This window comes from Paenibacillus sp. sptzw28 (assembly GCF_019550795.1).
Classification (GTDB): domain Bacteria; phylum Bacillota; class Bacilli; order Paenibacillales; family Paenibacillaceae; genus Paenibacillus_Z.
Genome location: NZ_CP080545.1, coordinates 784,549 through 808,372 on the forward strand (window position 1 = coordinate 784,549; position 23,824 = coordinate 808,372).

The window sequence follows — 23,824 nt, forward strand, 5'->3', positions numbered from 1 at the left end:
GCAAAAAGGAGTGTACCGTCAGTGAGCAAATTATGGGGAGGCCGGTTTACCAAAAAAACCGACCAGCTGGTAGAGGAATATACGGCGTCGATCATGTTTGACAAGGAGCTTGCCGAGGAGGATATCCAGGGAAGCTTGGCCCATGTCACGATGCTGGGCAAGCAGGGGATACTGCCTGCCGATGACGTCGAGAAGATCAAGGACGGCCTATACCGCGTCATGCAGCGCATTCACCGCGGCGACATCGAATTTTCGATTTCGGATGAAGATATCCATATGAACATTGAAAAAACGCTAATCGACGACATAGGGCCGGTCGGAGGTAAGCTTCATACCGGGCGCAGCCGAAATGACCAGGTCGCGACGGATATGCATTTGTATCTTCGCAAGCGGGTCGTGGAATTCGTCGATTTGCTGCATAAGCTTCAGTCGGCGCTGGTGGAGCAGGCGAAAGCGAATCTGGATACGATTCTGCCGGGGTATACGCATTTGCAGCGGGCGCAGCCAATCTTGTTCGCTCATCATATGATGGCGTATGTGTCCATGTTTGCGCGTGATGCCGAGCGCCTGCAGGACAGCTACAAGCGGATCAACATGCTGCCGCTCGGCGCCGGCGCGCTTGCGGGGACCACGTTCCCGATCGACCGCCATTTTGTGGCGAGCCAGCTGAAGTTTGACCGTGTCTATGAGAACAGCCTCGATGCGGTGAGCGACCGCGATTTTATTCTTGAGTTTCTGTCTCATGCATCGATAATCATGATGCACCTGTCGCGCCTTAGCGAGGAGCTGATCATGTGGTCAAGCACCGAATTCCATTTCGTCGAGCTTGACGATGCCTTCTGCACGGGCAGCAGCATTATGCCGCAGAAGAAAAACCCGGACGTCCCCGAGCTTGTGCGCGGCAAAACCGGGCGGGTATACGGCAACCTGATCGGCCTGCTGACGGTGCTGAAATCGCTGCCGCTGGCGTACAACAAGGACATGCAGGAGGACAAGGAAGGCATGTTCGATACCGTTCGGACGCTGCAGGGAGCCCTTCAACTGTTCGCGCCGATGATAGCCACGATGAAGGTGAACAAGGACCGGATGCGCCAAGCGGTCAATCAGGATTTCTCCAACGCCACGGATATCGCCGATTTCCTTGTCGGCAAAGGGCTGCCGTTCCGTCAAGCGCACGAAGTGATTGGCAAGACGGTTCTGTACTGCATCCAGCAAAACAAATATTTGCTCGATCTGACGCTGGATGAGTTCAAACAATTCTCGGATTTGTTCGATGAGCGTATTTATGATGTGCTCCAACCGGAGCAGGTTGTGAATGCCCGCAACGTGTATGGGGGCACCGCCCGCGTCCAGGTGGCGGAAGCGATCGCACGGGCTGAACGGGAGCTTGAGCAGACTTCCGTTTGGACGGCTGAATACAGCGAGCGCAGCCGCTAATAAGCTGCACTCAGGGACGAAGCCGCGCTTATATACTTGATTACGTCCCGAATGTTCCAGCAAAAAAGGCTGCACCTTAAATGTCCTGCCGGTAACGGCAGCAGACCAAGGTGCAGCCTTTTCCTGTCTTATTACTGCCGGCCGGAATTGCAATGCTATATCCGGCGGCTCCAAGCTATTACTCCGATACGCCATCCTCGAGCAGCTCGCTGCCTTTAGAATCGTCCTTGAGGTTATCCCCGTCTGGACGGCCCGGCCCGACGCCGTAAACGGACGGCTGCGCCTTATACGTATCGCGCGAAAGCCGCTCGCGCGAAATCGTCTTACCGCCCTTCGTCATTGTGCGATAAGTCTCGACAATGTAACCCGGCTTGCCTGTGGTCAGCAGCAAGCGGCCACCGGCCGGAACCGCTGAGGAAGGCACTTCCTTAACCGGCGGATCGATGACCTTAACGGTCTTCGACTCAATCCTGTAGCTCACATCACGCGGCATCGTGCCAAACAGCTTTATCGTGAGCTTGCCGCCGCTGGTTACGGTTCGAATAATCAGGTGCTTGCCGGTCGTATTTTTGAAACGGAAATTGATCGCGCCTTCGGCGAAAGTCGCATCCTGGCCTTTCGGCATATAAGAGACAGGCAGCGAATGGTTACGCCGCTCCACGATATTAAGACCCGCGAGCAGCGCCGCATTGTAGAGCGTGCTGGAAACTTGGCAGATGCCACCTCCGATGCCCGGCACCAGCTCGCCGTTAAGAATGACCGGCGCCTGTCGGTAGCCGTACTTCTGCCGTGTCAGCGAAATGACCTTGCGGTAGTCGAATACCTCGCCGGGTGCAAGATCCCAGTCGTTCAACGTTCTTGCGGTCATACTCACGTTATAAGCGCGGCCGGCCCCGCTTGTACTGAAATCCGTCGTGAACGAAGTTATTTTTCGCTCGATGCCTTCATTCTTCAATTGCTCCAGCGTGACATCGGGATGGACGACGCGAAGCGCGAGAGGCAGTGTTATTCCGTTACCCGCTCCACCAGTGGATGAATCCGGAGCCCCAACCGCTCCTCCCCATTCTTCAGGGATAGAAGCCTCTACCATTTGCTGCGCCTTGGCAAACAGCTTGTCGAGATCAAGCCTGAACGCATCGACATGAGGCTGATACACCACTTTATCATCCGCAGTAATCGAGCGCACTGCATTAGTCGGATTGTCGGCGTCAATCCACCCCCACTGCCCCCGTACTTTCGCTGCAAAAACCTCTTTGTTCCAGCGTACTTGGATAACGAGTTTCTGAGGAAACTCCCAGCGGTACTTCGCTCTCTCCCAGACACTGCCTTCCCGAAGCCCGCTTAGGGCGTAAGCCGCACCTGTCGTATCCACAGTTAAACCGAGCTCGCCCAGCGTCCATGTCTTCTTCTGCCTGTCCGCTAAATTTGCCTCAATCGTAAGCGGCAGCTTCGTGAGCTTTGCGGTTTTTTGTTCAAGCTCCTTCAATGCAGCATCGATCTTGTTGCCGCCGACGTCAATCGCCGCGTTGTTTCTAAGCACGACTTCTCCTCTGGTCCCGGTTCCCCCTGCATCGGGGCCAACTACGAGCGCCACACCCTTCGGAACCGTGTCGCGCGCTGCGTAAATCCAGACATAACCCCAACCGATGGAGCCTGCCAGCATAATTGCTGAGATAAGAATCAATGCGATATGAAAACGTTTCATGTCCATAATCACCTCTGATCTGCGATTCCTACATGTATATGCGATAGAAACGGCTTTTTTCCTGCGGATTTTCAAACGAGCCGCTTAAGTTCGAAAAAATAACGGAACAGCCTCGAAGCGGCCATTTTCCGTAAAACACGAACGTTTGTCGAAAATAATGCAAATCCGGGACGAAAGTGACGCTTTGACACATCATGAAAATTATGAAAAATGCAGAAATCGGGGCTTTGGTAGAGGATTTGATGCATTTATGTCGAATGAATAAAAGCTGACTATCAACAGGATGTGATAATGTGATCGAATTGCAAGACGTCTGGAAAACGTACGTGGACGGCACTCATGCGCTTCGCGGCGTTTCCGTTTGTATAGACCGCAATGAATTTGTTTATTTGGTCGGTCCGTCCGGCGCAGGAAAATCGACATTCATGAAGCTGATCTACCGCGAAGAAATTCCCACGAAGGGGCAAATCTCCGTCAACGGCTTTAATATCGGCAAACTGAAACCGCGCAAAATCCCGTTTGTCAGACGGAATATCGGCGTTATTTTTCAGGATTACCGGCTTCTTCCGAAGCTCACGGCCTATGAGAATATCGCTTTCGCGATGGAAGTCATCGAGGCGCCGCGCCGGGTCATCAGGAAACGGACGATGGAGGTACTGGAGCTGATCGGCCTCAAAAACAAGCAGAACAGTCTCCCCCAGCAGCTGTCCGGCGGCGAGCAGCAGCGTGTGGCTATCGCCCGCGCCATCGTCAACAATCCAGCGGTTATCGTGGCGGATGAACCTACCGGCAACCTCGATCCCGAGACATCATGGGGCATTATGAATCTGCTTGAAGAGATTAATTTCCGGGGAACGACGATCGTTATGGCTACCCATAACAGGGAAATCGTCAACACGCTCCGCAAACGCGTCATCGCCATCGAGAACGGCATCATTGCGCGCGATGAAGCGAGAGGGGAGTACGGCTATGAAATTTAGTACCATTCTCCGCCACTTTCGCGAAGGTGTGAAGAATGTGGTGCGTAACGGATGGATGACATTCGCCTCGATCAGCTCCATCGTGATTTCGCTGTTCATCCTGGGCGTATTTCTCCTGCTGGCGCTGAACGTCAACAATTTGGCCGACCAAATTGAAAGCCAGGTGCAGATCCGCGTCTTTTTGCAGCTGGGCACGGAGAAAGCGCAGATCGATCAGCTCAAAACCGAGATCGGCAACATTCCGGAAGTAAGCAAGGTCGAATATGTCTCGAAGGAACAAGGACTTGAGCTGCTGCGCAAAAACCTCGGACAAGACGGAGCGGATTTGCTGGACGGGTACGACAAGGAAAACAATCCGCTGCCGGATTCGTTTACGGTGGAGGTATTCAAGCCGCAGACAATCGCTTTTGCCGCGAAGAAAATCGAAGCAATCGGTAAAACGGACAATTCAAGTCCCATTACGAGTGTCAAATATGGCAAAGGCACGGTAGAATCATTGTTCAAAATCACGAATGCTGTGCGCAATATCGGGCTGGTTATTGTCGCGGGTCTTGCGATTACCGCCATGTTCCTCATCTCCAACACCATCAAGATGACGATACTTGCAAGGCGGCGCGAAATCGGGATCATGAAGCTTGTCGGAGCCACCAATAACTTTATCCGTTGGCCGTTTTTTATTGAAGGGGCACTCATTGGAATATCAGGCTCGGTCATAACCGTAGCGCTGCTGTTGTCGGGTTATTCGAAACTTGTACAAGGATCGCAATTCGAGCTCGGTTTGATGATGATAAAGCTCATTACCTTGCAAGAAGCGGGCCTCCTTGTGTCGGTATTGCTGATCGGTCTTGGCACGCTTATCGGAATTTGGGGCAGTACCTTGTCGGTAAGAAGATATTTGAAAGTGTAGGTGAAGGTAGACGTGAAAAAAGGACTAGCCATCCTAGCTGCAGCCGTATTCGCAGTATACATTTTTCAACCGTTCAGCGGGGAAGCCGCATCGCAGATCGATAAGATCAACAAAGAGCTTGAGAAGGTACGCCAGCAGATGAGCGCAGCCTCCCACAACCGTAACCAGGCGGCCAAGGATAAGGAATACGCGCTCGCCATGAAGGAAAAGACGGCCAAAACGGTAAACGAGATTATTTCGCAGATAAATGAAGTAGGCACTCAAATGAACAGCGTGCAGTCGCAAATCGACGATACGGAAGAGAAGCTTATGCAAGCCGGGCAGGATCTGGACGCGGCGGAGAAAAGGATAAAAAGCCGTGATAAGCTGCTCCAATCGCGCATTCGGCTGATGTATACGAACGGTGTGGTTTCGTATTTGGATGTTCTGATGAGCTCGACGAGCTTCAGCGATTTTCTCGACCGGTACGACTCGCTTAAATCCATTCTTGGCCAGGATCAGGAGATTCTCGAGAGCCACAAGAAAGATAAGGCGCTGATCGCTCAGAAGAAGAAGGAAATCGAGAAATCGCTTGCCGATGTGAAGACGATGTATGCGAAGCTGGACGATTACCATGATCTTTTGAAGAATAAAGAAAGCCAGAAGGAAGTCATGATTCTCCAGTATAACGACAAGGCGCAGGAGTCCGAAGAAATCAGCGAAGAACAGGAAGCGCTTCTGATCAAGCTGGCTAAGAAGATATCCGATCTTGAGAAGCAGAAGAAGACGAGTAAAAATTACTATACCGGCGGCAAGCTCGCAGTGCCGCTTCACTCGGCATACAGGCTCTCATCGCCGTTCGGTTACCGGATACATCCGATTACGGGCAGGCGGACGCTGCATGCCGGAATCGACATGGCTGCGCCGAAAGGGACTTCGATCTATGCGGCTGAGTCCGGTGTCGTCATCGTTGCCCAGTGGTGGAACGGATATGGAAATTGTGTTATTATCGATCATGGTAACGGGCTATGGACCGTCTACGGACATATCCGCGACGGCGGAATCGATGTTGAGAAGGGCCAAACGGTGAAACGTGGACAGAAGATTGCAGAAGTGGGCAGTACCGGCAACTCGACCGGGAACCATCTGCATTTCGAAGTGCGAAAGAATGAAAAGCCGGTCAACCCCTTGCCGTTTTTAAAATAACCGTATACTAAGCGGATGATGATCCGCTTTTATGACGCCGTACCCAATTGTGCAAATAATTGGGTGCGGCTTGTCATATACTAGGACGGTTGCAATCTGGATACAGGAAGCCTGAGAAGAGGTGATCACATGCAGTTCAAAGGACGTACAGTGGCGGCGTTTATTGTGCTGACGATGGTGGCGTCCGTCCTCATTACGTTGACGGTGGCCGACCGCTGGATTGCACTCGAGAGCGGCGGAATGGCCTCGCTGGCGTCTTCTTCGGAATCGGCCGCTCAGCAGGATCTGAGCAAGAAGGAGCTGGGCAAGCTTAACACGGTGATGGAGCTGATCGGGAGCAAATACTTTCGCGATGTCGACAGGGCGAAAGTAGTCGACGGTGCCATCCACGGCATGTTGGAATCTCTCGGAGATCCATATTCGGTATATATGGAAAAAGACACGGCCAAGCAATTTTCCGAGTCGATCGAAGGATCCTTTACCGGTATCGGAGCCAGTGTAATGCTGAGAGACGGTAAAGTGACCGTCGAGTCCGCCATTAAAGGGTCGCCGGCGGAGCGGGCGGGGGTACTCCCGAACGACGTGCTGCTGACCGCTAACGAAGAGAAGCTGGAGGGACTAAAGCTCAATGATGCCGTAGCCAAAATCCGCGGGCCCAAAGGAACGAAAGTGAAATTGGAGATCCAGCGGGCAGGGGTTTCGAAGCCAATCCATTTGACTATTATCCGTGACGATGTGGATTACGAGACGGTATACGCCAATTTGCGCAGTGACGGTATCGGGGTTATTGAAATTCGCCAATTCTCGCTTAATACGGCTGACCGGTTTACGGAAGAGCTGGCGCAGCTGGAGAAGCAGGGAATGAAAGGTCTCGTTATTGATGTAAGGGGCAATCCGGGAGGGGTGCTTCCGGTTGTCGTATCGATTGCCCAGACATTCATACCCAAGGGCCAGCCGATCGTCCAGGTGGAGGACCGCGGCGGCAACCGCGAGAAAACCTTATCCAAAGGCGGTGGCAAGCCTTATCCGATAGCCGTGCTGATCAACAAAGGCAGCGCAAGCGCATCGGAGGTATTGGCCGGAGCATTGAAGGAAGAAGCCCATGCTGTGCTCGTTGGAGAGCAATCATTCGGTAAAGGCACTGTCCAGGTAAGCTACGATAAGGTAATGGGCGACGGCAGCTTGGTCAAAATGACGATAGCAAAGTGGCTCACGCCGCTTGGTAATTGGGTGAACGAGAAAGGCTTGGAGCCAGACATCAAGGTACTGCCTCCCGATTATTACACGGTTGCCCGCCTATCTAAGTCCAAGACGCTTGTTCGCGATATGATCGATGAGGATATTCGAAGTCTTCAGATTATGCTCGCAGCTCTCGGGTTTGAGACGGACCGCAAGGACGGTTATTTCAGCGAAGTAACGGAGAAGAGCGTTAAAGCGTTTCAAAAGCAGGCCGCTTTGCCGGTAACGGGGAAAGTAGATAAAACAACGGCGGAAAAGCTTGAAGAGAAAATTGTGCAGAAAATCCAGGATGATAAGAACGACACTCAACTGGCGGATGCGGTCAGCGCTGTGAAAGAGAAGCTGCGTATCGCCCATTGAGTTCAGGCAGGATTTTATAGAAGACGTGTCGAATATGTAGAAGGTTGATGCTGCGGAGGTTGTCGCGGCGCAGCCTTCTTTTTTTACTGTTACTTCCCGTTGATGCTGTATCGCCTTCCGGGAGCTTTTCTTAACAAAATGCGGGCCTGATACGCATTTTTTTATCCAATTGTAATGATGCTGGCGGTCACAACATCTTGGCACCATCCACCACAAAGGGAGTTGAAGCTTTGGACACGGCGTTGGAAATGCTCAGTCAAGCCGGTTCAGCTGTCGTTCAGCTGATAATATCACCTTTTTATTATCTTTCGCTGCTGCTCATTATGCTTCAATATATGCGGCAGACCAGGCTTGAGCGCAAACTCTTTCATGTACGTCTCCACTCTTGGCCGAAGGAGCTTGGAAGAACGGTGCTTGCCGGTCTGCTGGTCGGTGTACTGATGAGCTGTGCCGGATTGTTTCTCGGTGTCACCGTAACGGGCGAAGCGGTGCTCTGGATGTGGGGGACGGCGGCGCTGCTGGCCGTCGTGCGCGTCCGTTTGTTATGTTTTGCATATAGCGTCGGACTGCTCGGCGTGCTGCAGTGGGCAGTCGGGTGGACTACGCTGCCGGGCAGCCCCGGTTGGATCGGAACGGCCGCGTCTTCGCTGGACCGGCTGGATATACCGGGATTGCTGCTTTTGGTTGCACTAATGCATCTGGCGGAAGCGCTGCTCGTGCGCTGGCAGGGTGATAGGCTGGCCAGTCCGCTGTTTCTTGCGGGCAAACGAGGTAAGCTCGTTGGCGGATATTCTCTGCAGGGATACTGGCCGGTGCCGATGCTTATGCTTGTTCCTGCCGTCTCAGGCGGGGCAGCCGAGGCCTCTCTGCCATGGAAGACGCTTATCGGCGACGCCTCGCTGTGGAGCGGCGGCTGGACGATGATCGGTTTTCCGATGGTAATCGGTTTTTCGGAGCTGACACGTACGCTGCTTCCAAAAGCGAAGGTGCGCAGCACTTCGCAAGGTCTGCTTGTGTACGGGCTTGTTGTGGCGGCTGCCGCGGCAGGCGCCGTATTTTGGCCGCCGCTTACGCTTGTTGCAGCGCTTTGCGCGCTGCTGCTGCATGAAGCCTTGATTATTGTCAGCTTCTTTCGGGAGGCGGCCAACAGTCCGTTTTATGTGCACGATGAAAGCGGCCTGCGGGTACTGGCCGTTATACCCGGCTCGCCAGCTGAGGCGATGGGCATATCGGCCGGTGAAATACTGCATAAAGTGAACGGAGTGAGCGTCCGCACGAAGGACGAGCTCTATGCTGCGCTTCACGTCAACTCGGCTTTTTGCAAGCTTGAGGTGTTGAATCATGAGGGGCAGGTCAAATTTATCCAGCGCGCCCGTTACGCGGGTGAACACCATCAACTGGGCGTTGTATTGGCTCCGGACGAGAAAGCGGGCTATTATGCGGAATCGGGCGCCGCTTCATTATTAGACCTTATCATGCGGACCCGCACGGCGCGGCAGCGCGAGACGTCGTCCAGGACGCTGTAGGTTAATAAAAGCTGTTCTGCCAACTGGAGGCAGCAAGCAGGAATTCCAATAATAGGCCTTTTTGCAGAGAACTTCCAATTAACGGCATGCGCATTAGACAGCCAGGCTGCCAATTCTCGAGGCAGAGGCTGACTGAGAAGACGCAACAAAACAAAAAGAGCCCCGGAACAAACGCTTTGCGGCGAATTCCGGGGCATTCGCTTTTTTTTTGCGTTGTCAAGAACCTCCGATTGCATCGGACAATGGAAATCGGTATAATAAATGGGAACACATATTCTTATGCTTTTCCATGCTGCATGTTTGGCTGTATCACATGGGATTCCAAACTAAGATCACTTCAATATATACGAAGTATTGTCTATTTTATGCGCCAAATTGGGCATACATTTTAATAGGACTTTTCATAGATCAAATAGGATTGGGGTGTAATGTAGATGATCCGAAATGAAGTGCTGCAGAAAACATTCGACCTGCAATCGGCTTATACGCCGCAGGGCGATCAACCCGAGGCGATTCGCAAGCTGGTGGAAGGCGTGAAGGCGGGAGCGAAGCATCAGACGCTTCTTGGCGCAACCGGTACCGGAAAGACCTATACGATTGCCAATACAATCGCAAAGCTGAACCGGCCGACGCTTGTAATAGCGCATAACAAGACGCTTGCCGCCCAGCTCTGCAGTGAGTTTCAGGAGTTCTTCCCCAATAATGCCGTTTCTTATTTTGTCAGTTATTACGACTACTATCAGCCGGAAGCCTATATTCCGTCGTCGGATACTTACATCGAGAAGGATTCCAGCATTAACGACGAAATCGATAAGCTGCGGCACTCGGCGACAAGCTCGCTGTTCGAGCGGCGTGATGTAATCATCGTGGCGAGCGTATCGTGCATTTACGGTCTCGGTTCCCCTAAAGAGTACGGGAGCTTGGTTCTCAGCTTGCGCAAAGGGATGGAACGTTCGCGAGATCAGATTCTGCATAAGCTTGTCGACATTCAATACCAGCGCAATGATATTAACTTTGTGCGCGGCACATTTCGCGTCCGAGGCGATATCGTGGAAATTTTCCCGGTCGCCAATAATGAGCGGGCAATGCGGGTGGAACTGTTCGGCGATGAAATCGAACGGATAACGGAGATTGATGTGCTCACCGGCGAAATCGTCGGCGAACGCGACCATGTGGCGATTTTTCCGGCATCTCACTTCGTTACCCATGAAGACACAATGAAGGTTGCACTCAAAGATATTGAGGCAGAGCTGGAGGAACGACTCGCCGAGCTTCGCGAGCAGGGCAAGCTGCTGGAAGCGCAGCGGCTGGAGCAGAGGACCCGCTATGATTTGGAGATGATGCAGGAGATGGGCTTTTGCTCAGGCATCGAGAACTATTCGGGGCCGCTGACGTTCCGCGAACGGGGCGCAACGCCTTATACGCTGTTCGATTACTTTCCGGATGACATGCTTATTGTCATTGACGAATCCCATCAGACGCTGCCCCAAATCCGGGCCATGTACAACGGCGACCGGGCGCGTAAAGAAGTGCTGGTCGACCATGGATTCAGGCTGCCATCAGCTATGGACAACCGGCCGCTCAAGTTCGAGGAGTTCGAGGAAAAGAACAAGCAAATCATCTTTGTATCGGCAACTCCCGGTCCTTATGAGCAAGAGCGCTGTTCGGATATGGTACAGCAGATTATCCGGCCGACGGGGCTGCTTGACCCTATTATCGAAGTGCGTCCGACGAAGGGACAAATTGATGATCTGCTCAGCGAAATCCGCGATCGTATAGCTAAGGATGAACGTGTCCTAGTGACGACGCTGACCAAGAAGATGTCCGAGGATCTGACCGATTATATGAAAGAGGTCGGCATCAAGGTTCGCTATCTCCATTCCGATATCAAGACATTGGAGCGAATGGCTATCTTGCGGGATCTTCGGCTTGGAACGTTCCACGTGCTCGTAGGAATCAACCTTCTCCGGGAAGGATTGGACCTGCCGGAAGTATCGCTCGTCACGATATTGGATGCGGATAAGGAAGGATTTCTCCGCTCGGAACGTTCTCTTATTCAGACGATTGGCCGTGCGGCAAGAAACGCTGATGGTCGAGTCATCATGTACGGCGATAAAATAACGGACTCGATGGCTCTCGCTATTCGTGAAACCGAGCGCCGCCGAACGATACAAATAGCTTACAACGAGAAGCATGGCGTAACACCTCAGACCATTCGCAAAAAAATTCACGCCATTATCGAAGCGACGAAGGTAGCTGAGCAGAAGAGCGATTATTTAACCGGCATCGGAGCGGATAAGATGTCGAAGAAGGACCGCCAATCGCTAATCCAGCGCCTGGAAGCGGAGATGAAGGACGCTGCGAAGACTCTTCAATTCGAACGCGCCGCCGAGCTTCGTGATGCGCTGTTAGAATTGAAGGCGGAAGTCGGGTGACGAGCCAGCACTAATCGGCACCTTTCTGTTTTGCCAAATCCAAATGGTAAGCAGTCCGGATATATATGAAGCATATCGTCCTTGCATTTATTCGCAAAACTAAGATTATGCTTACGAAGTAAGTTTTGCATTTGCAAAACTTTTAGGAGGAGAAATTAAAGTGGCCAGCGATTCAATCGTAATAAAAGGGGCTAGAGCCCACAACTTAAAAAATATCGACGTCACCATACCGCGCGACAAATTTGTCGTGCTCACTGGTCTTAGCGGTTCGGGGAAGTCATCGCTGGCGTTTGATACGATTTATGCCGAGGGTCAGCGCCGTTACGTGGAATCGCTATCGGCTTATGCGCGGCAGTTCCTTGGCCAAATGGAGAAGCCTGATGTGGATTCGATCGAAGGTCTGTCACCGGCTATTTCCATCGACCAGAAGACCACAAGCCGCAACCCTCGCTCCACCGTCGGCACGGTAACAGAAATTTACGACTATTTACGGCTGCTGTTCGCTCGCATCGGCAAGCCGCATTGTCCCGAGCACGGGATCGAAATTACATCCCAGACCGTTGAACAAATGGTTGACCGGATTATGGAGTACCCGGAGCGGACCAAGCTGCAAATATTGGCGCCAATCATCTCCGGCCGTAAAGGCGAGCACCACAAGCTGCTTGCGGATATTCAGAGGCAGGGCTTCGTCCGTGTTCGCGTGAACGGCGAATTACGTGAATTAAGCGAGAAGATTGAACTTGAGAAAAACAAAAAACACAGCATAGAGGTCGTTATTGACCGTATTGTCGTCAAAGAGGATATCCATAGCCGCCTTGCCGACTCCCTGGAGACGGCGCTCAAGCTTTCCGACGGCCAAGTACTCGTCGACGTAATGGATAAGGAAGAGCTGCTGTTCAGCTCCAATCTCGCCTGTCCGGTCTGCGGTTTCAGCATCGATGAGCTCGCGCCGCGGATGTTTTCATTCAACAGCCCTTATGGGGCTTGTCCGGAGTGCGACGGTCTCGGCGCGAAAATGATCGTCGATGCCGATCTGCTGGTACCAAATACAGGAAAATCCATCCAAGAAGGTGCATTCGAGGCATGGGCAGGAAGCACATCGAATTACTATCCGCAATTTTTGGATGCGGTTTGTGCGCACTATGGAATCCCGAAGGATGTACCGGTAAGCGAATTTTCTGCGGACCATATGAAGAAGCTGTTGTACGGGACAGGCGGCGAGCGTGTCCGGTTTCGCTACGAGAACGACTTCGGCCACGCCAAAGAAGCGTATGTTCCTTTCGAGGGTATTGTAAGCAATCTGGAACGCCGATACAGGGAAACGGGATCCGACGGCATCCGTGAGCATATCGAACAGTATATGAGCGCGAAACCATGCGGGAGTTGTAAGGGAAACCGGCTGCGCAAAGAGAGCCTTGCCGTTACAATCGGACGTCAGAACATCGCGCACGTGACGTCTCTGTCGATCGGAGAGGCGCAGCGCTTCTTCGACTCGTTGGAGCTGAACGAGAAGGATAAGACGATTGCCCACCTTATCCTCAAGGAGATTAACAGCCGCCTGGGTTTCCTTGTTAACGTCGGCCTGGAGTATCTGACGCTCAGCCGAGCAGCCGGTACGTTGTCGGGCGGCGAAGCGCAGCGTATCCGATTGGCTACACAAATCGGGTCCAGCCTAATGGGCGTATTATACATTCTCGATGAACCGAGTATCGGACTCCACCAGAGAGATAACGATAAACTCATCAGGACGCTTGAGCATATGCGTAATCTCGGGAATACGTTAATAGTCGTTGAACATGATGAAGATACGATGCTGGCATCCGATTATATTATCGATATCGGTCCCGGCGCGGGCATCCATGGCGGTCAAGTCGTTTCTAAAGGTACGCCGCAGGAAGTGATGGCAGACGAGCAATCGTTAACCGGGGCATACCTAAGCGGCCGTAAGTTCATTCCGGTTCCTCTGGCCAGGCGCGAGCCGAACGGTAAATGGCTGGAAGTTCGGGGCGCGAAGGAGAACAATCTGAGAGGCGTAAACGTGAAAATTCCGCTTGGCGTCTTTACAGCGGTCACTGGCGTCTCCGGCTCGGGTAAGTCGACGCTCGTCAATGAAATTTTGTATAAAACGCTTGCCCGAGATTTGAACAAAGCAAAAACGCGTCCGGGAGCGCATAAGGAAATTCGTGGTTTAGAGCATATTGAGAAGGTAATCGATATCGATCAATCACCGATAGGGCGTACGCCTCGGTCCAACCCTGCCACGTACACCGGCGTGTTTGACGACATTCGGGATCTCTATGCTACAACGAATGAATCGAAGGTACGGGGCTACAAGAAAGGCCGCTTCAGCTTCAATGTCAAGGGCGGTCGATGTGAAGCCTGCCGCGGAGATGGCATCATCAAGATTGAGATGCACTTCCTGCCGGATGTCTATGTTCCCTGTGAGATTTGCAAGGGTAAGCGTTATAACCGGGAGACGCTTGACGTTAAGTATAAGGGAAAAAGCATTGCGGACGTTCTTAAATTGACAATTGAAGACGCCTGCGATTTTTTCAAAAACAATCCCCGTATCCATCGCAAGCTGCAGACTCTGCTCGACGTCGGACTCGGATATATGGACCTGGGGCAGCCGGCAACAACGCTCTCGGGTGGAGAGGCGCAGCGTGTGAAGCTTGCTGCAGAACTGTATCGCCGGAGCACCGGCAAAACACTATATATTCTAGATGAACCTACGACCGGCCTTCATGTCGACGATATCGACCGGCTGCTGGTTGTCCTGCATCGGCTTGTTGACTCCGGTGAGTCGGTCCTTGTCATTGAGCACAATCTTGATGTCATCAAGACTGCAGATTATTTGATCGACCTCGGCCCTGAAGGTGGAAGCGGTGGAGGCGCCATTGTGGCGACCGGTTCGCCGGAAGAAGTCGTGAAGGTTAAAGGCTCTTATACCGGTCACTATTTAAAGCCAATCCTCGCGCGTGACCGCGACCGGACGATAGCGCAGCAGGACGCAAAGGACACCGTCGCCGCTGGCATCGCAGATTAACCGCATCAGCGCTCACATATATAAATAGAAGAACCCCTCTGATTATAACGCCTGATAAGCGTTCGTTAGAGGGGTTCTTTCATCCATTCATTCTTTCGACCTTGTACGTCTTATCGTTATCCTAATATATAATGGCTTAATACTACGTAAATCTCATTAATGTTAACCTGCTTGTTGAACCTTTTCACAATAGGCTCATGAGTTCCCGTCAACCATATTTTCAGCTCGGCATCGAGATCGAAGGTGCCTGCGCTTTCACGCGAGAAGCGGGTTATGCTTTTGTACGGAATAGATATCATTTCCGTCTTGGAACCGGTCATCCCCTGTTTGTCGATGAGAATAAGCCGCTTGTTCGTGAAGACGAAGCCATCCCGAAAAATTTTGTATGCTTTCTCTACCCTTTCATTACCCGTCAGAATCGGCTGCAGCTCGTTTTGCATTTCACTTGGATTATATTCGGACGCATTGCCCATTAAGCTGTCGAAAAACCCCAACGTATTTCCCTCCTCTATAGGTATTTGCACCACTCTCCATATTACGGAATAGGGTAGGCGAATTATTCAGCCATTCACTATAATTTATATAGAGATGGCATTAAAAAATCCTCCGCGATGAGGAGTACTCCTCATGCGGAGGATAAGACGGATAAGGCCGATTTATTAAACAGCCAGTATTTCGTTTAATTTTTCCTGGAATGCAGGTGCGCCAACACGGTTCACGTAGTGATGGAAAGATTCGCCGGCTTGACGGCCTTCTTTATAGAACAAAATCAGCTTTGCCAATACCCCGCCAACGTCATCGCCTTTCACACGGCCTTTGAGCGTTGTATTGAATTTAGCTTCCGGTCCGAGAATACCGCCGACAGCGATGTCGAATGCATCAACCATACCTTCAGGCGTTTTTACAAGAGCGCCTTGAAGGCCGATATCTGCGATATGCTTCTGGCCGCAGGCGTTCGGGCAGCCGATGAAGTGAATACGGATTTTTTCGTCCAGCTGTACGTTCTCATCCAAATATTCAGCGACACGTCGAGCACGCTCCTTCGTTTCTACAACCGCAAGGTTACAGAACTCGTTGCCTGTGCAGGATACGGTGCGGCTCATAAAAGGCTTCGCATTCGGTGAGAGACGCTCAAGCACGGGCGCTTGAAGCGCTTCTTCCACTTTATCGGCCGGGATGCCGGCAAGTATAAGGTTTTGCGACATTGTCGTACGGATCGTGCCGTCGCCGAATTGATCTGCTATGTCGGCAAGTTGTTCGAACTCATCGGAGTTTGTCCGTCCGACCGGAACGTTAAGACCAATGAAGTTGAGGCCTTCTTCTTTTTGCGGGTACACGCCATCATAATATACCGCGTTCCAGCCGACGATTTTACTTTCGCCCCTGGAAGGCATTTCACCGATAATTTCGGTCAGCTTCTCGAGGAACTTCTCCGGCCCCCAATCGGCGACGAGAAATTTCAAGCGGGCTTGGTGACGCTTCTCGCGGTAACCGAAATCGCGGAAGATCGTGGTCACACCGATCGCTACTTTCAGCACGTCCTCGGGACGAACGAAAAGGTCAAGCTCCTTCGCCAGATGAGGCTTCGCCGACAAGCCGCCGCCCACGTATACATGAAAGCCGATTACCTCTTCACCGTCGATTACCTTTGTGGCAGGAGTGAATGCAAGGTCATTAATCTCTGCATGAGCGTTGTTATAAATGTTGGCAGAGATGGACATTTTATATTTGCGGGGCAGGTTGGAGAAATCCCGGTTCATCAGGAAGAAATCATTCACCTGCTCGACGATTTCACGCGTATCCATAAGCTCGTCCTTATCAATGCCGGCAAGCGGATTGCCGACGATCGTGCGGGGGCAGTCGCCGCAAGCTTCATACGAGTAGAGGCCAACTGCTTCCAAACGGGAGAATATGTCCGGAAGATTCTCTACCTTCAGCCAGTGATACTGCACGGCTTGGCGTGTTGTAACGTCGATCAGATCACGGCCGTAGTCGCGAGCGATTGAAGCCAGAGCACGCGCTTGCGCGGTCGTAAGAATACCGGTGTTAATGCGGACACGCATCATGAAATGACCGTCGCGAGGTTTCTGCTCGTAAACGCCGGCCCATTTGAAACGGTTCATATCGTCTTCAGTAATCGCGTCGTAACCTTCGTTTGCATACTGGTCGATTATGGTTCGAATAACATCGAGTCCGTCCTTCTCAATCTTCACGAATTCGAATTTATTCAATTTGGACGGGTCTTTCATCCAAACGGCTTCATACGCCATTGTTTTGTTCCTCCTCAAAGTTATATATCCGATTCTTCCTTTATGGCCCTATGCGAGGGACCCACTGAAGAAGCAACAGCTTCGTATCGGTTCATCCTGGAAATCCGACGAATCAGGTATGAATATGCTATCTGAATGGTATCACATTTTACCGTGACCGACAATGACTCGCAGCGCAACTGCTATAAGAGTTTGTTATATGAGGCATTCGGTATGTTTATAATGAAATTGGGTGCCGAACAATTGGTGACAAACTTGTTACGATTCGCAATTTGCGCTTGCAACCGGAGCCTGATGAGGCTAACATTAAATAAAATAGGCTACGTGCGAAAATAAGGAGGTCCCCAATGTTTCTTGCTGCAGAAGCTGCTAACACATTAGCTAAGTTTGATCCATTCGATATTATGATGCTGCTGTTCACGATCGTTATTTTTATCGGCTGGGTTCGTCTTTTGATGGCTCGTCCGAAAAAAAATGTATTTGCGATCGGTTTTACGACGGTGGCTCTTGCTGTGTTCGTCTTTGCGGATAGTATTATGATTGGCAAAGTGTGGCTGGGTTAGCTTATCGGCGTGCATCAGCGCAAAACATAATAAGCCGTCGTGGTCTTGTTCATTCAAGATTTCGGCGGTTTTTTTCAAAGCATAATAAAGTATAAGATATTGCTAGAATTTTCTTATCTTTCTGAGTAAAGAAACTAATTCCGCCTGCCGGGGACGTCAGAACGATACGCGAAGAGCACCCGCACTATTGGTTCGTGCGGGCGTTTCATTTTGTGAGAAACGATACGTACATAGGGGGTGTCCAAATGACTCGCAATTATAAACTGTTCTATAAAATATTGCTCGTTGCCGTAATAAGCCTTATCGGTACAGCTCCTGCGTTTGCGAGCGGGGTGCAGTCCACAACGGCAGCACGAACGAAACAGGACATTATTCTAAACTGGAATAAGTACAAGCCAATGGCGATAGGGTTCGATTACATGGCTAAGAGCGACATATATGAAATGCCCCCGGTCCTGAGCCCGCCTTACTCACCGGGAAAACTGAAGGTGGATTATATCTCAGACGGTATTAATGCCGTTAACTTTGTACGGTATTTGGCAGGCTTGCCTGACGATATACAGCCGGACTGGAGCCTCGGGCAGCAGGAGCAGGCGGCGGCGCTCGTTAATGCCGTTAACGATGAACTGACTCATTTTCCAGCCAAACCAAAGGATATGGATGAAGAGCTGTTCGCCCTCGGCTACAAAGGGACAAGCTCCAGCAATTTGTTCGCGGGGGATCCCACATTGTTCAGCAATGTGCTCGGATATATGTCCGACAGCGACACAAGCAATATTGACAGAGTCGGACATAGACGGTGGATATTGAACCCCGCCATGAAGAAAACCATGTTCGGCTTCGTTCAAACAAAAGGTGATTATCCTTACCCGTATGCATCCATGTATGCCTTCAACAGGGATCGCGCTGAGGGGGCCGTCGACTATGATTATATTGCATGGCCCTCAGCCGGATATTTTCCCAGCGAAATATTTGTGCCGAAGGATGCATGGTCGGTCTCGCTAAATCCGGATAAATACGACAATGCTCGAACGGATAAGATTCAAGTATCGCTGACAAGGATCAGTGACAATAAAACTTGGAGTATCAATCAAGCGGATGTCAACAAAGAAGGACGTTTTATGAATGTGGAAACCGGCGGTTTTGGCATACCGTTTTGTATTATTTTCCGGCCTGATAATCTGGATGCCTTCAAAGAGGATGATACGTTTCGGGTACAAATCAGCGGCGTTTACGACAAGAGCGGAAATTCCGCGGCTATCTCATATGACACCACATTCTTTACAATGCTTCCCGCAGTAACTGTCAGAGCGAAGGAACTCAAGCTCGAACCGGGAGAAAAGCTCAGGCTGGCGACAACCGGCAAGCCGAATACTGAGGTCAGCTTCGAATCCGATGACCCGGCGATCGCGGCAGTTGATGAGAGCGGCAGCGTAACGGCGCGGGCTGAGGGGCGAACACGCCTTGTGGTCAGATCTTATTTCCAAAATGAGCAGATTGTACATATAAATGTGGTTAAGCCGGGTTCAAGCGGACAAGTGAGCGCGTGGGCGCTTGACGGGTACAATAAGGCCAAAAGCAACGGGATTATTCGGAGCTTCTTCGATGAAGATTACCAGAGTCCGATGAACAGATACGGATTTGCCGTGATGGCCGTACAGTTGTGTGAAAACATCCTGGGCAAACCGCTTGAGACGACGACGACTCCGTTCAAGGATATTAATGATACCACTATTTCTAAAGCCGTAAAAAACGGCCTCATTCAAGGCACTTCAAAGACGGAATTTTCTCCATGGAATACGATAACGAGACAAGAGGCGGCAGTAATGCTCATCCGGCTGCATGACAGGCTTCTCCGGCTTATGGGGGATAATGCGGCTGCCGGAAACTCATTAGCGGCGGGAGGCGCGGCGTTTGCCGATGACGCCCGGATCGCACCATGGGCCAAAGAGTACGTTTACCGAGCCGTAGATTTGCAGCTTCTTAATGGGGTTGGGAATAATAAATTCGAACCGCGCGGTCTGCTTACCCATGAACAGACTTTTATCATTCTAGAGCATGTCTTTGAGAAATTTGTAACCGAATAGAGCCAAATGATAAAAAAAACCTCCGGTACCGCATGATTATGCGGAAGCCGGAGGTTTTGCATGTATTATACCCACCACATCTCGCCAAGCGGCTCGCGGATAAGCACCTGTTGAAGGTTTTGCACGGCCTTTGTGAATCCTTCTTCAACGGACATCAGACCGTCTTCGTGCTCGATGCTCACAACGTAGTCATAACCGACAAGACGGAGCGCGCTAATGATATCCGCCCACGTCTTCATATCGTGTCCGTAGCCTACGGTGCGGAACTGCCAGGCCCGGTCAAGCATTAAAGCGTAGGACTGCATATCGGTGACGCCATGCTTGCTTACATTTATCGGATCAATGGATGTATCCTTCGCGTGGAAATGATGGATAGCGCCGGCACGGCCGAGAATATGTATCGCTTGAACCGGGTCGATCCCCTGCCACCACATATGACTCGGATCGAGGTTTGCACCGATGGCGTCGCCCGCAGCCTGACGGAGGCGGAGCAGCGTTGCAGGTGTGTGAACTGAGAAGCCGCCGTGCAGCTCAAGGCCGATTTTCACGTTGCGTTCAGTTGCGAGTTTACCGATTTCAGTCCAGTAAGGAATGACCTTCTCTTCCCACTGCCATTTCAGAATATCCTGATAATCGTTCGGCCAGGGAGCGACCGGCCAATTCGGATATTTGGCGTCTTCATGGTCGCCGGGGCAGCCGGAGAACGTGTTTACTACCGGAACGCCGAGTCTGGCGGCTAGCTCGATCGTTTTACGGATGATCGCGTCATGCTCGCTGGAGATCGCTTTTTGCGGGTGGAGCGGGTTTGCATGGCAGCTTAAAGCACTTATCGTAAGACCCCGCGCGTCAACCGCCTGCTTGAATGCTTTCAGCTTGCTTTCGTCGCCAAGCAGCGTATCCGGATCGCAATGTGCGTTCCCCGGGTATCCGCCGGTGCCGATTTCAATGGCTTCCAGACCTTTGGAAGCAATGTAGTCGAGTGACTCCTCGAACGATTTTTGCGCAAACAGTACGGAAAATACACCGAGTTTCATAGTTTACCCATACCTCCCACTCAAATTGAAAGCTGCTAGATGAGAGTATTATATCATGGGCGGTTCATGAAGTATAAGACCCTTCCATGCCAATGACAAGATGACATATAAATACAACAAAAAAAGAAAGCGTTCGCATATAAAGACAAGACGAGGTGCCCGAATAGGGAAAACGATTCAATCCTATAATTCTCGAACTAAATGAGTAAAGCTGCGCCGGTTCTCCGGTCCTGTGCCGAAGGGACGGCTTTTTTTAAACATTATGTGCCGGTGGAATCACAGCCCCCGCTCTGGTACACTTAGAGCAAATAGATGAACGACATGATAAGGATGGCGGAATAAGGAATGGAAACGTTAAAAAGGCAAGATGTCGAGCTGCTGGCGCCTGCCGGAGATTGGGATTGCATGCGTGCGGCAGTGGCGAACGGAGCGGATGCGGTATTTTTTGGCGTTGAGAAATTCAACGCTCGCGCTCGCGCCAACAATTTTCAGACGGACGAGCTCCCGGAGATCATGGCCTTTCTGCACAGCTATGGGGTGAAAGGTTTTCTCACCTTCAACATACTGGTGTTCGAGGATGAACTGAATGACGCCAAGCGTCTGATAGAAGCATGCATTGATGCCGGAGTCGATGCCGTTATCGTGCAGGACCTCGGCTTGGTGAAGCTGATCAGGGAGCTGTCGCCGGATTTTCCGATACACGGTTCAACACAGATGACAATTACGTCGCCGGAGGCGGTTGAATTCACGAAGCCCTTTGACATCGAACGTGTCGTGCTCGGGCGGGAAAATAACTTGAAGCAAATCAAGACCATCGGCGAGCAGGCGAAGCTGCCGATGGAAGTGTTTGTGCATGGGGCGCTCTGCGTGTCGTATTCCGGGCAATGCCTTACATCGGAAATGTGGGGCGGCCGTTCCGCCAATCGAGGCGAATGCGCGCAGGCTTGCCGACTGCCCTACGACCTCATGGTGGATGGAGAGCAGAAACCGATGGGGGATGTTGCCTATCTTCTCTCGCCAAAAGATTTGGCTGCGATCGAGCTTGTACCCGATTTAATCGAGGCGGGAGTTACTTCCTTCAAGATTGAAGGACGGCTGAAGAGCCCGGAGTATGTGGCCAATGTTGTAAGCAAATATCGCAAGGCAATTGACCGGTACTTCGACGGTGACCGGCGCGCCCCTTCGAAGGAGGAACTCCGCGAGCTGCAGCAAAGCTTCTCGCGCGGGTTTACGCACGGCTTCCTAAGCGGAACGAACAATAAACAGCTGGTAGAGGGCACGTTCCCGAAAAGCCGGGGCGTCTACCTAGGACGAGTGGAACGGGTTATGCGGGATGCGGTCGTGTGCCGGCTTGAAGCGCCGCTTAAGCGCGGTGACGGCATTGTCTTCGATGCCGGCGACCCGACCAAGAAAGAAGAAGGCGGCCGCGTCTACGACTTGCGCCGTCAGGGCATGAAGCTTGAAGGGGAGGCGCAGGAAGGCACGGTTCTGGAGCTTGTACCGGGTCGGAGCGACGTCGATTTGCGCCGTGTTCATGTCGGCGATCGCGTATGGAAGACGAGCGATCCGGCGCTCGACAAACGGCTGCGTGCGACATTTGAAACAGAAAAGCCATACCGCGTTTTTCCGCTGCGGATCAAGGTGCGCGGCTTTCTCGGCCAGCCTTTGCGCTCGTGGTGGACAGACGTGCAGAAGGGGACTACGGTAGAAGTCGTATCCGAGCTTACGTTGGAGCAGGCCGAGAAGCGGCCGATGGATCATTCGCTGCTCGAAGAGCAGCTGGGCCGGCTGGGCGGAACTGTGTACCAGCTTGAAGCGCTGGATGCCGAGCTGCAGGGGGATTTGATCTTGCCGATTCGAGAGCTGAACCGTATGCGGCGCGAAGCAGTGGAGCAGCTGGCGGGCGAGCGGCCCAAACCGCCTGTTTATGTGAAGAGGGCGGTCGATGTATACGCGGACGCCATCGAAAGGGCGCAAGCCGGTGAAGTCACTGCTCAGGAGCGCAAGGGTACCGGCCCGGCAGGCACTGCGAACGATCGCGGTGTGGCAGCCGGCGGCGCTGCGCCGGCAAGGCTTACAGCACTCTGCCGCAGTCTTCCGCAGGTGGAGGCGGCAGTGCGCTCGGAAGTCGACATGGTATACGCGGATTTCGAGTTTATCAAGCAGTTTCCCGCCGCCATCGATCTGGCGCGGAGTGCCGGGAAGCCTATAGCGCTTGCGACGCCGCGGATTCATATGCCGGGCGAGAACGGCTACCACGCAAACATCTTGAAATTACAGCCTGATGCGGTGCTTGTGCGCAATACAGGAGCACTTTACTATTACCTGCGGGCGCGGGCGGAGCGGCGGGACCAGTCTTTCCCGCAATTAATCGGCGATTTCTCGCTTAATGTCGCCAACCATAAGACGGCGGATCTGTTCACTGAAGCGGGCTGCGGCTTGATTACGCCTTCATACGATTTAAACGTTCAGCAGATGCTCGACCTGCTGCGCAGATCAGACACGTCGAAGCTGGAGATTGTCATCCACCAGCATCTGCCGATGTTCCACACGGAGCACTGCGTATACTGCACATTTCTAAGCGAAGGCACCGATTATACGAACTGCGGCCGTCCTTGCGAGGAACGCAGGGTCTCGCTGCAGGACCGGATTGGCATGTCCCATCCGGTACGTGTAGACGAAGGCTGCCGCAACACCGTATACAATGCGGTCGAGCAGTCGGGGGCCGAATATTTACGGCAGTTCGCCGATCTGGGCGTCGCGTCCTTCCGAGTGGAGTTTCTTGAGGAGACGGCCGATAAAGTAGATGAAGTAATCGCACTGTACAGAGATGCGATCGCCGGTCGCATAAGCGGAACGCAAGTGTGGCGCAGTCTTAAAGCGATTAACCAGCTTGGCGTTACAAGGGGCCAGCTGGTCAAATAATAATAGAAGGAGAGGCCCGCTTCCGGTGTACTCTCCTTTTTGCAAACCTCTTATCAACTTTCTCTAAACCTCGGCAATTCCGGGCAGGTATTTGACGAATTGAGGCGAATAGTAGCATTAATTAA

General features: G+C 52.1%; 15 protein-coding genes. 11 read left to right on the top strand and 4 right to left on the bottom strand.

All coding sequences use genetic code 11. The features are described from left to right. Positions 1-21 precede the first annotated feature (21 nt). Entirely contained in the window at positions 22-1,437 is a 1,416-nt protein-coding gene (argH, locus tag KZ483_RS03645; protein WP_220351410.1) for an argininosuccinate lyase, read from the top strand. Between the two features lie 178 nt (positions 1,438-1,615). Here the strand turns inward: argH and KZ483_RS03650 are convergent, their stop codons facing one another. Then, a complete protein-coding gene (locus KZ483_RS03650; protein WP_220351411.1) occupies positions 1,616-3,142 on the bottom strand; it encodes a VanW family protein in 1,527 nt (508 codons plus the stop codon). A 293-nt stretch (positions 3,143-3,435) separates the two neighbouring features. Here KZ483_RS03650 and ftsE point away from each other — a divergent pair, with 293 nt between their 5' ends. The 7 genes from ftsE to uvrA all read left to right on the top strand — a co-directional run bounded on the left by ftsE (position 3,436) and on the right by uvrA (position 14,820). Further along, on the top strand, positions 3,436-4,122 hold the full coding sequence (ftsE, locus tag KZ483_RS03655) for a cell division ATP-binding protein FtsE (RefSeq protein WP_220351412.1): 687 nt from the start codon (positions 3,436-3,438) through the stop codon (positions 4,120-4,122). After that, the gene (gene ftsX / locus KZ483_RS03660) at positions 4,112-5,029 is read left to right on the top strand and encodes a permease-like cell division protein FtsX (protein ID WP_220351413.1); all 918 of its coding nucleotides are present in this window, start codon (positions 4,112-4,114) and stop codon (positions 5,027-5,029) included. The genes ftsE and ftsX overlap by 11 nt, the downstream gene beginning before the upstream one ends. 12 nt (positions 5,030-5,041) lie before the next feature. Then, a complete protein-coding gene (locus tag KZ483_RS03665) occupies positions 5,042-6,214 on the top strand; it encodes a murein hydrolase activator EnvC family protein (protein ID WP_220351414.1) in 1,173 nt (390 codons plus the stop codon). Positions 6,215-6,343: 129 nt separating this feature from the next. Beyond that, entirely contained in the window at positions 6,344-7,813 is a 1,470-nt protein-coding gene (locus KZ483_RS03670) for a S41 family peptidase (protein ID WP_220351415.1), read from the top strand. 230 nt (positions 7,814-8,043) lie between these two features. Continuing rightward, positions 8,044-9,339, top strand: a complete 1,296-nt coding sequence (locus tag KZ483_RS03675) for a PDZ domain-containing protein (protein WP_220351416.1) — start codon at positions 8,044-8,046, stop codon at positions 9,337-9,339. A 434-nt stretch (positions 9,340-9,773) separates the two neighbouring features. Beyond that, the gene (gene uvrB / locus KZ483_RS03680) at positions 9,774-11,774 is read left to right on the top strand and encodes an excinuclease ABC subunit UvrB (protein WP_309568639.1); all 2,001 of its coding nucleotides are present in this window, start codon (positions 9,774-9,776) and stop codon (positions 11,772-11,774) included. Positions 11,775-11,934: 160 nt separating this feature from the next. Next, entirely contained in the window at positions 11,935-14,820 is a 2,886-nt protein-coding gene (uvrA, locus tag KZ483_RS03685; protein ID WP_220351417.1) for an excinuclease ABC subunit UvrA, read from the top strand. A gap of 116 nt (positions 14,821-14,936) precedes the next feature. Here uvrA and KZ483_RS03690 read toward each other — a convergent pair whose 3' ends face one another. Continuing rightward, complete coding sequence (locus KZ483_RS03690) at positions 14,937-15,314, bottom strand: PH domain-containing protein (protein ID WP_220351418.1); 378 nt, start codon at positions 15,312-15,314, stop codon at positions 14,937-14,939. Positions 15,315-15,479: 165 nt separating this feature from the next. Further along, positions 15,480-17,090 (bottom strand): nitrite/sulfite reductase, encoded by a 1,611-nt coding sequence (locus KZ483_RS03695; RefSeq protein ID WP_220351419.1) that lies wholly within the window; start codon positions 17,088-17,090, stop codon positions 15,480-15,482. Between the two features lie 347 nt (positions 17,091-17,437). Between KZ483_RS03695 and KZ483_RS03700 the strand changes: the two genes are divergently transcribed. Further along, on the top strand, positions 17,438-17,653 hold the full coding sequence (locus tag KZ483_RS03700) for a hypothetical protein (protein WP_220351420.1): 216 nt from the start codon (positions 17,438-17,440) through the stop codon (positions 17,651-17,653). Positions 17,654-17,898: 245 nt separating this feature from the next. Then, positions 17,899-19,740, top strand: coding sequence for an S-layer homology domain-containing protein (locus KZ483_RS03705; protein ID WP_220351421.1), 1,842 nt, complete (start codon positions 17,899-17,901; stop codon positions 19,738-19,740). Positions 19,741-19,805: 65 nt separating this feature from the next. On the opposite strand, the gene KZ483_RS03710 is transcribed toward KZ483_RS03705, so the two are convergent. Continuing rightward, positions 19,806-20,774, bottom strand: a complete 969-nt coding sequence (locus KZ483_RS03710; RefSeq protein WP_220351422.1) for a sugar phosphate isomerase/epimerase family protein — start codon at positions 20,772-20,774, stop codon at positions 19,806-19,808. 345 nt (positions 20,775-21,119) lie between these two features. Between KZ483_RS03710 and KZ483_RS03715 the strand changes: the two genes are divergently transcribed. Beyond that, positions 21,120-23,699, top strand: a complete 2,580-nt coding sequence (locus KZ483_RS03715; protein ID WP_220351423.1) for a U32 family peptidase — start codon at positions 21,120-21,122, stop codon at positions 23,697-23,699. The last annotated feature ends 125 nt before the right edge of the window (positions 23,700-23,824 follow it).

Bases quoted from the DNA above. Each gene is read 5' to 3' on its own strand.
- KZ483_RS03710 (WP_220351422.1), bottom strand. From the start codon at position 20,774: ATGAAACTCGGTGTATTTTCCGTACTGTTTGCGCAAAAATCGTTCGAG.
- ftsX (WP_220351413.1), top strand. From the start codon at position 4,112: ATGAAATTTAGTACCATTCTCCGCCACTTTCGCGAAGGTGTGAAGAAT.
- KZ483_RS03650 (WP_220351411.1), bottom strand. From the start codon at position 3,142: ATGAAACGTTTTCATATCGCATTGATTCTTATCTCAGCAATTATGCTG.
- uvrB (WP_309568639.1), top strand. From the start codon at position 9,774: ATGATCCGAAATGAAGTGCTGCAGAAAACATTCGACCTGCAATCGGCT.
- KZ483_RS03670 (WP_220351415.1), top strand. From the start codon at position 6,344: ATGCAGTTCAAAGGACGTACAGTGGCGGCGTTTATTGTGCTGACGATG.
- KZ483_RS03705 (WP_220351421.1), top strand. From the start codon at position 17,899: ATGACTCGCAATTATAAACTGTTCTATAAAATATTGCTCGTTGCCGTA.
- KZ483_RS03715 (WP_220351423.1), top strand. From the start codon at position 21,120: ATGGAAACGTTAAAAAGGCAAGATGTCGAGCTGCTGGCGCCTGCCGGA.
- KZ483_RS03695 (WP_220351419.1), bottom strand. From the start codon at position 17,090: ATGGCGTATGAAGCCGTTTGGATGAAAGACCCGTCCAAATTGAATAAA.
- KZ483_RS03700 (WP_220351420.1), top strand. From the start codon at position 17,438: ATGTTTCTTGCTGCAGAAGCTGCTAACACATTAGCTAAGTTTGATCCA.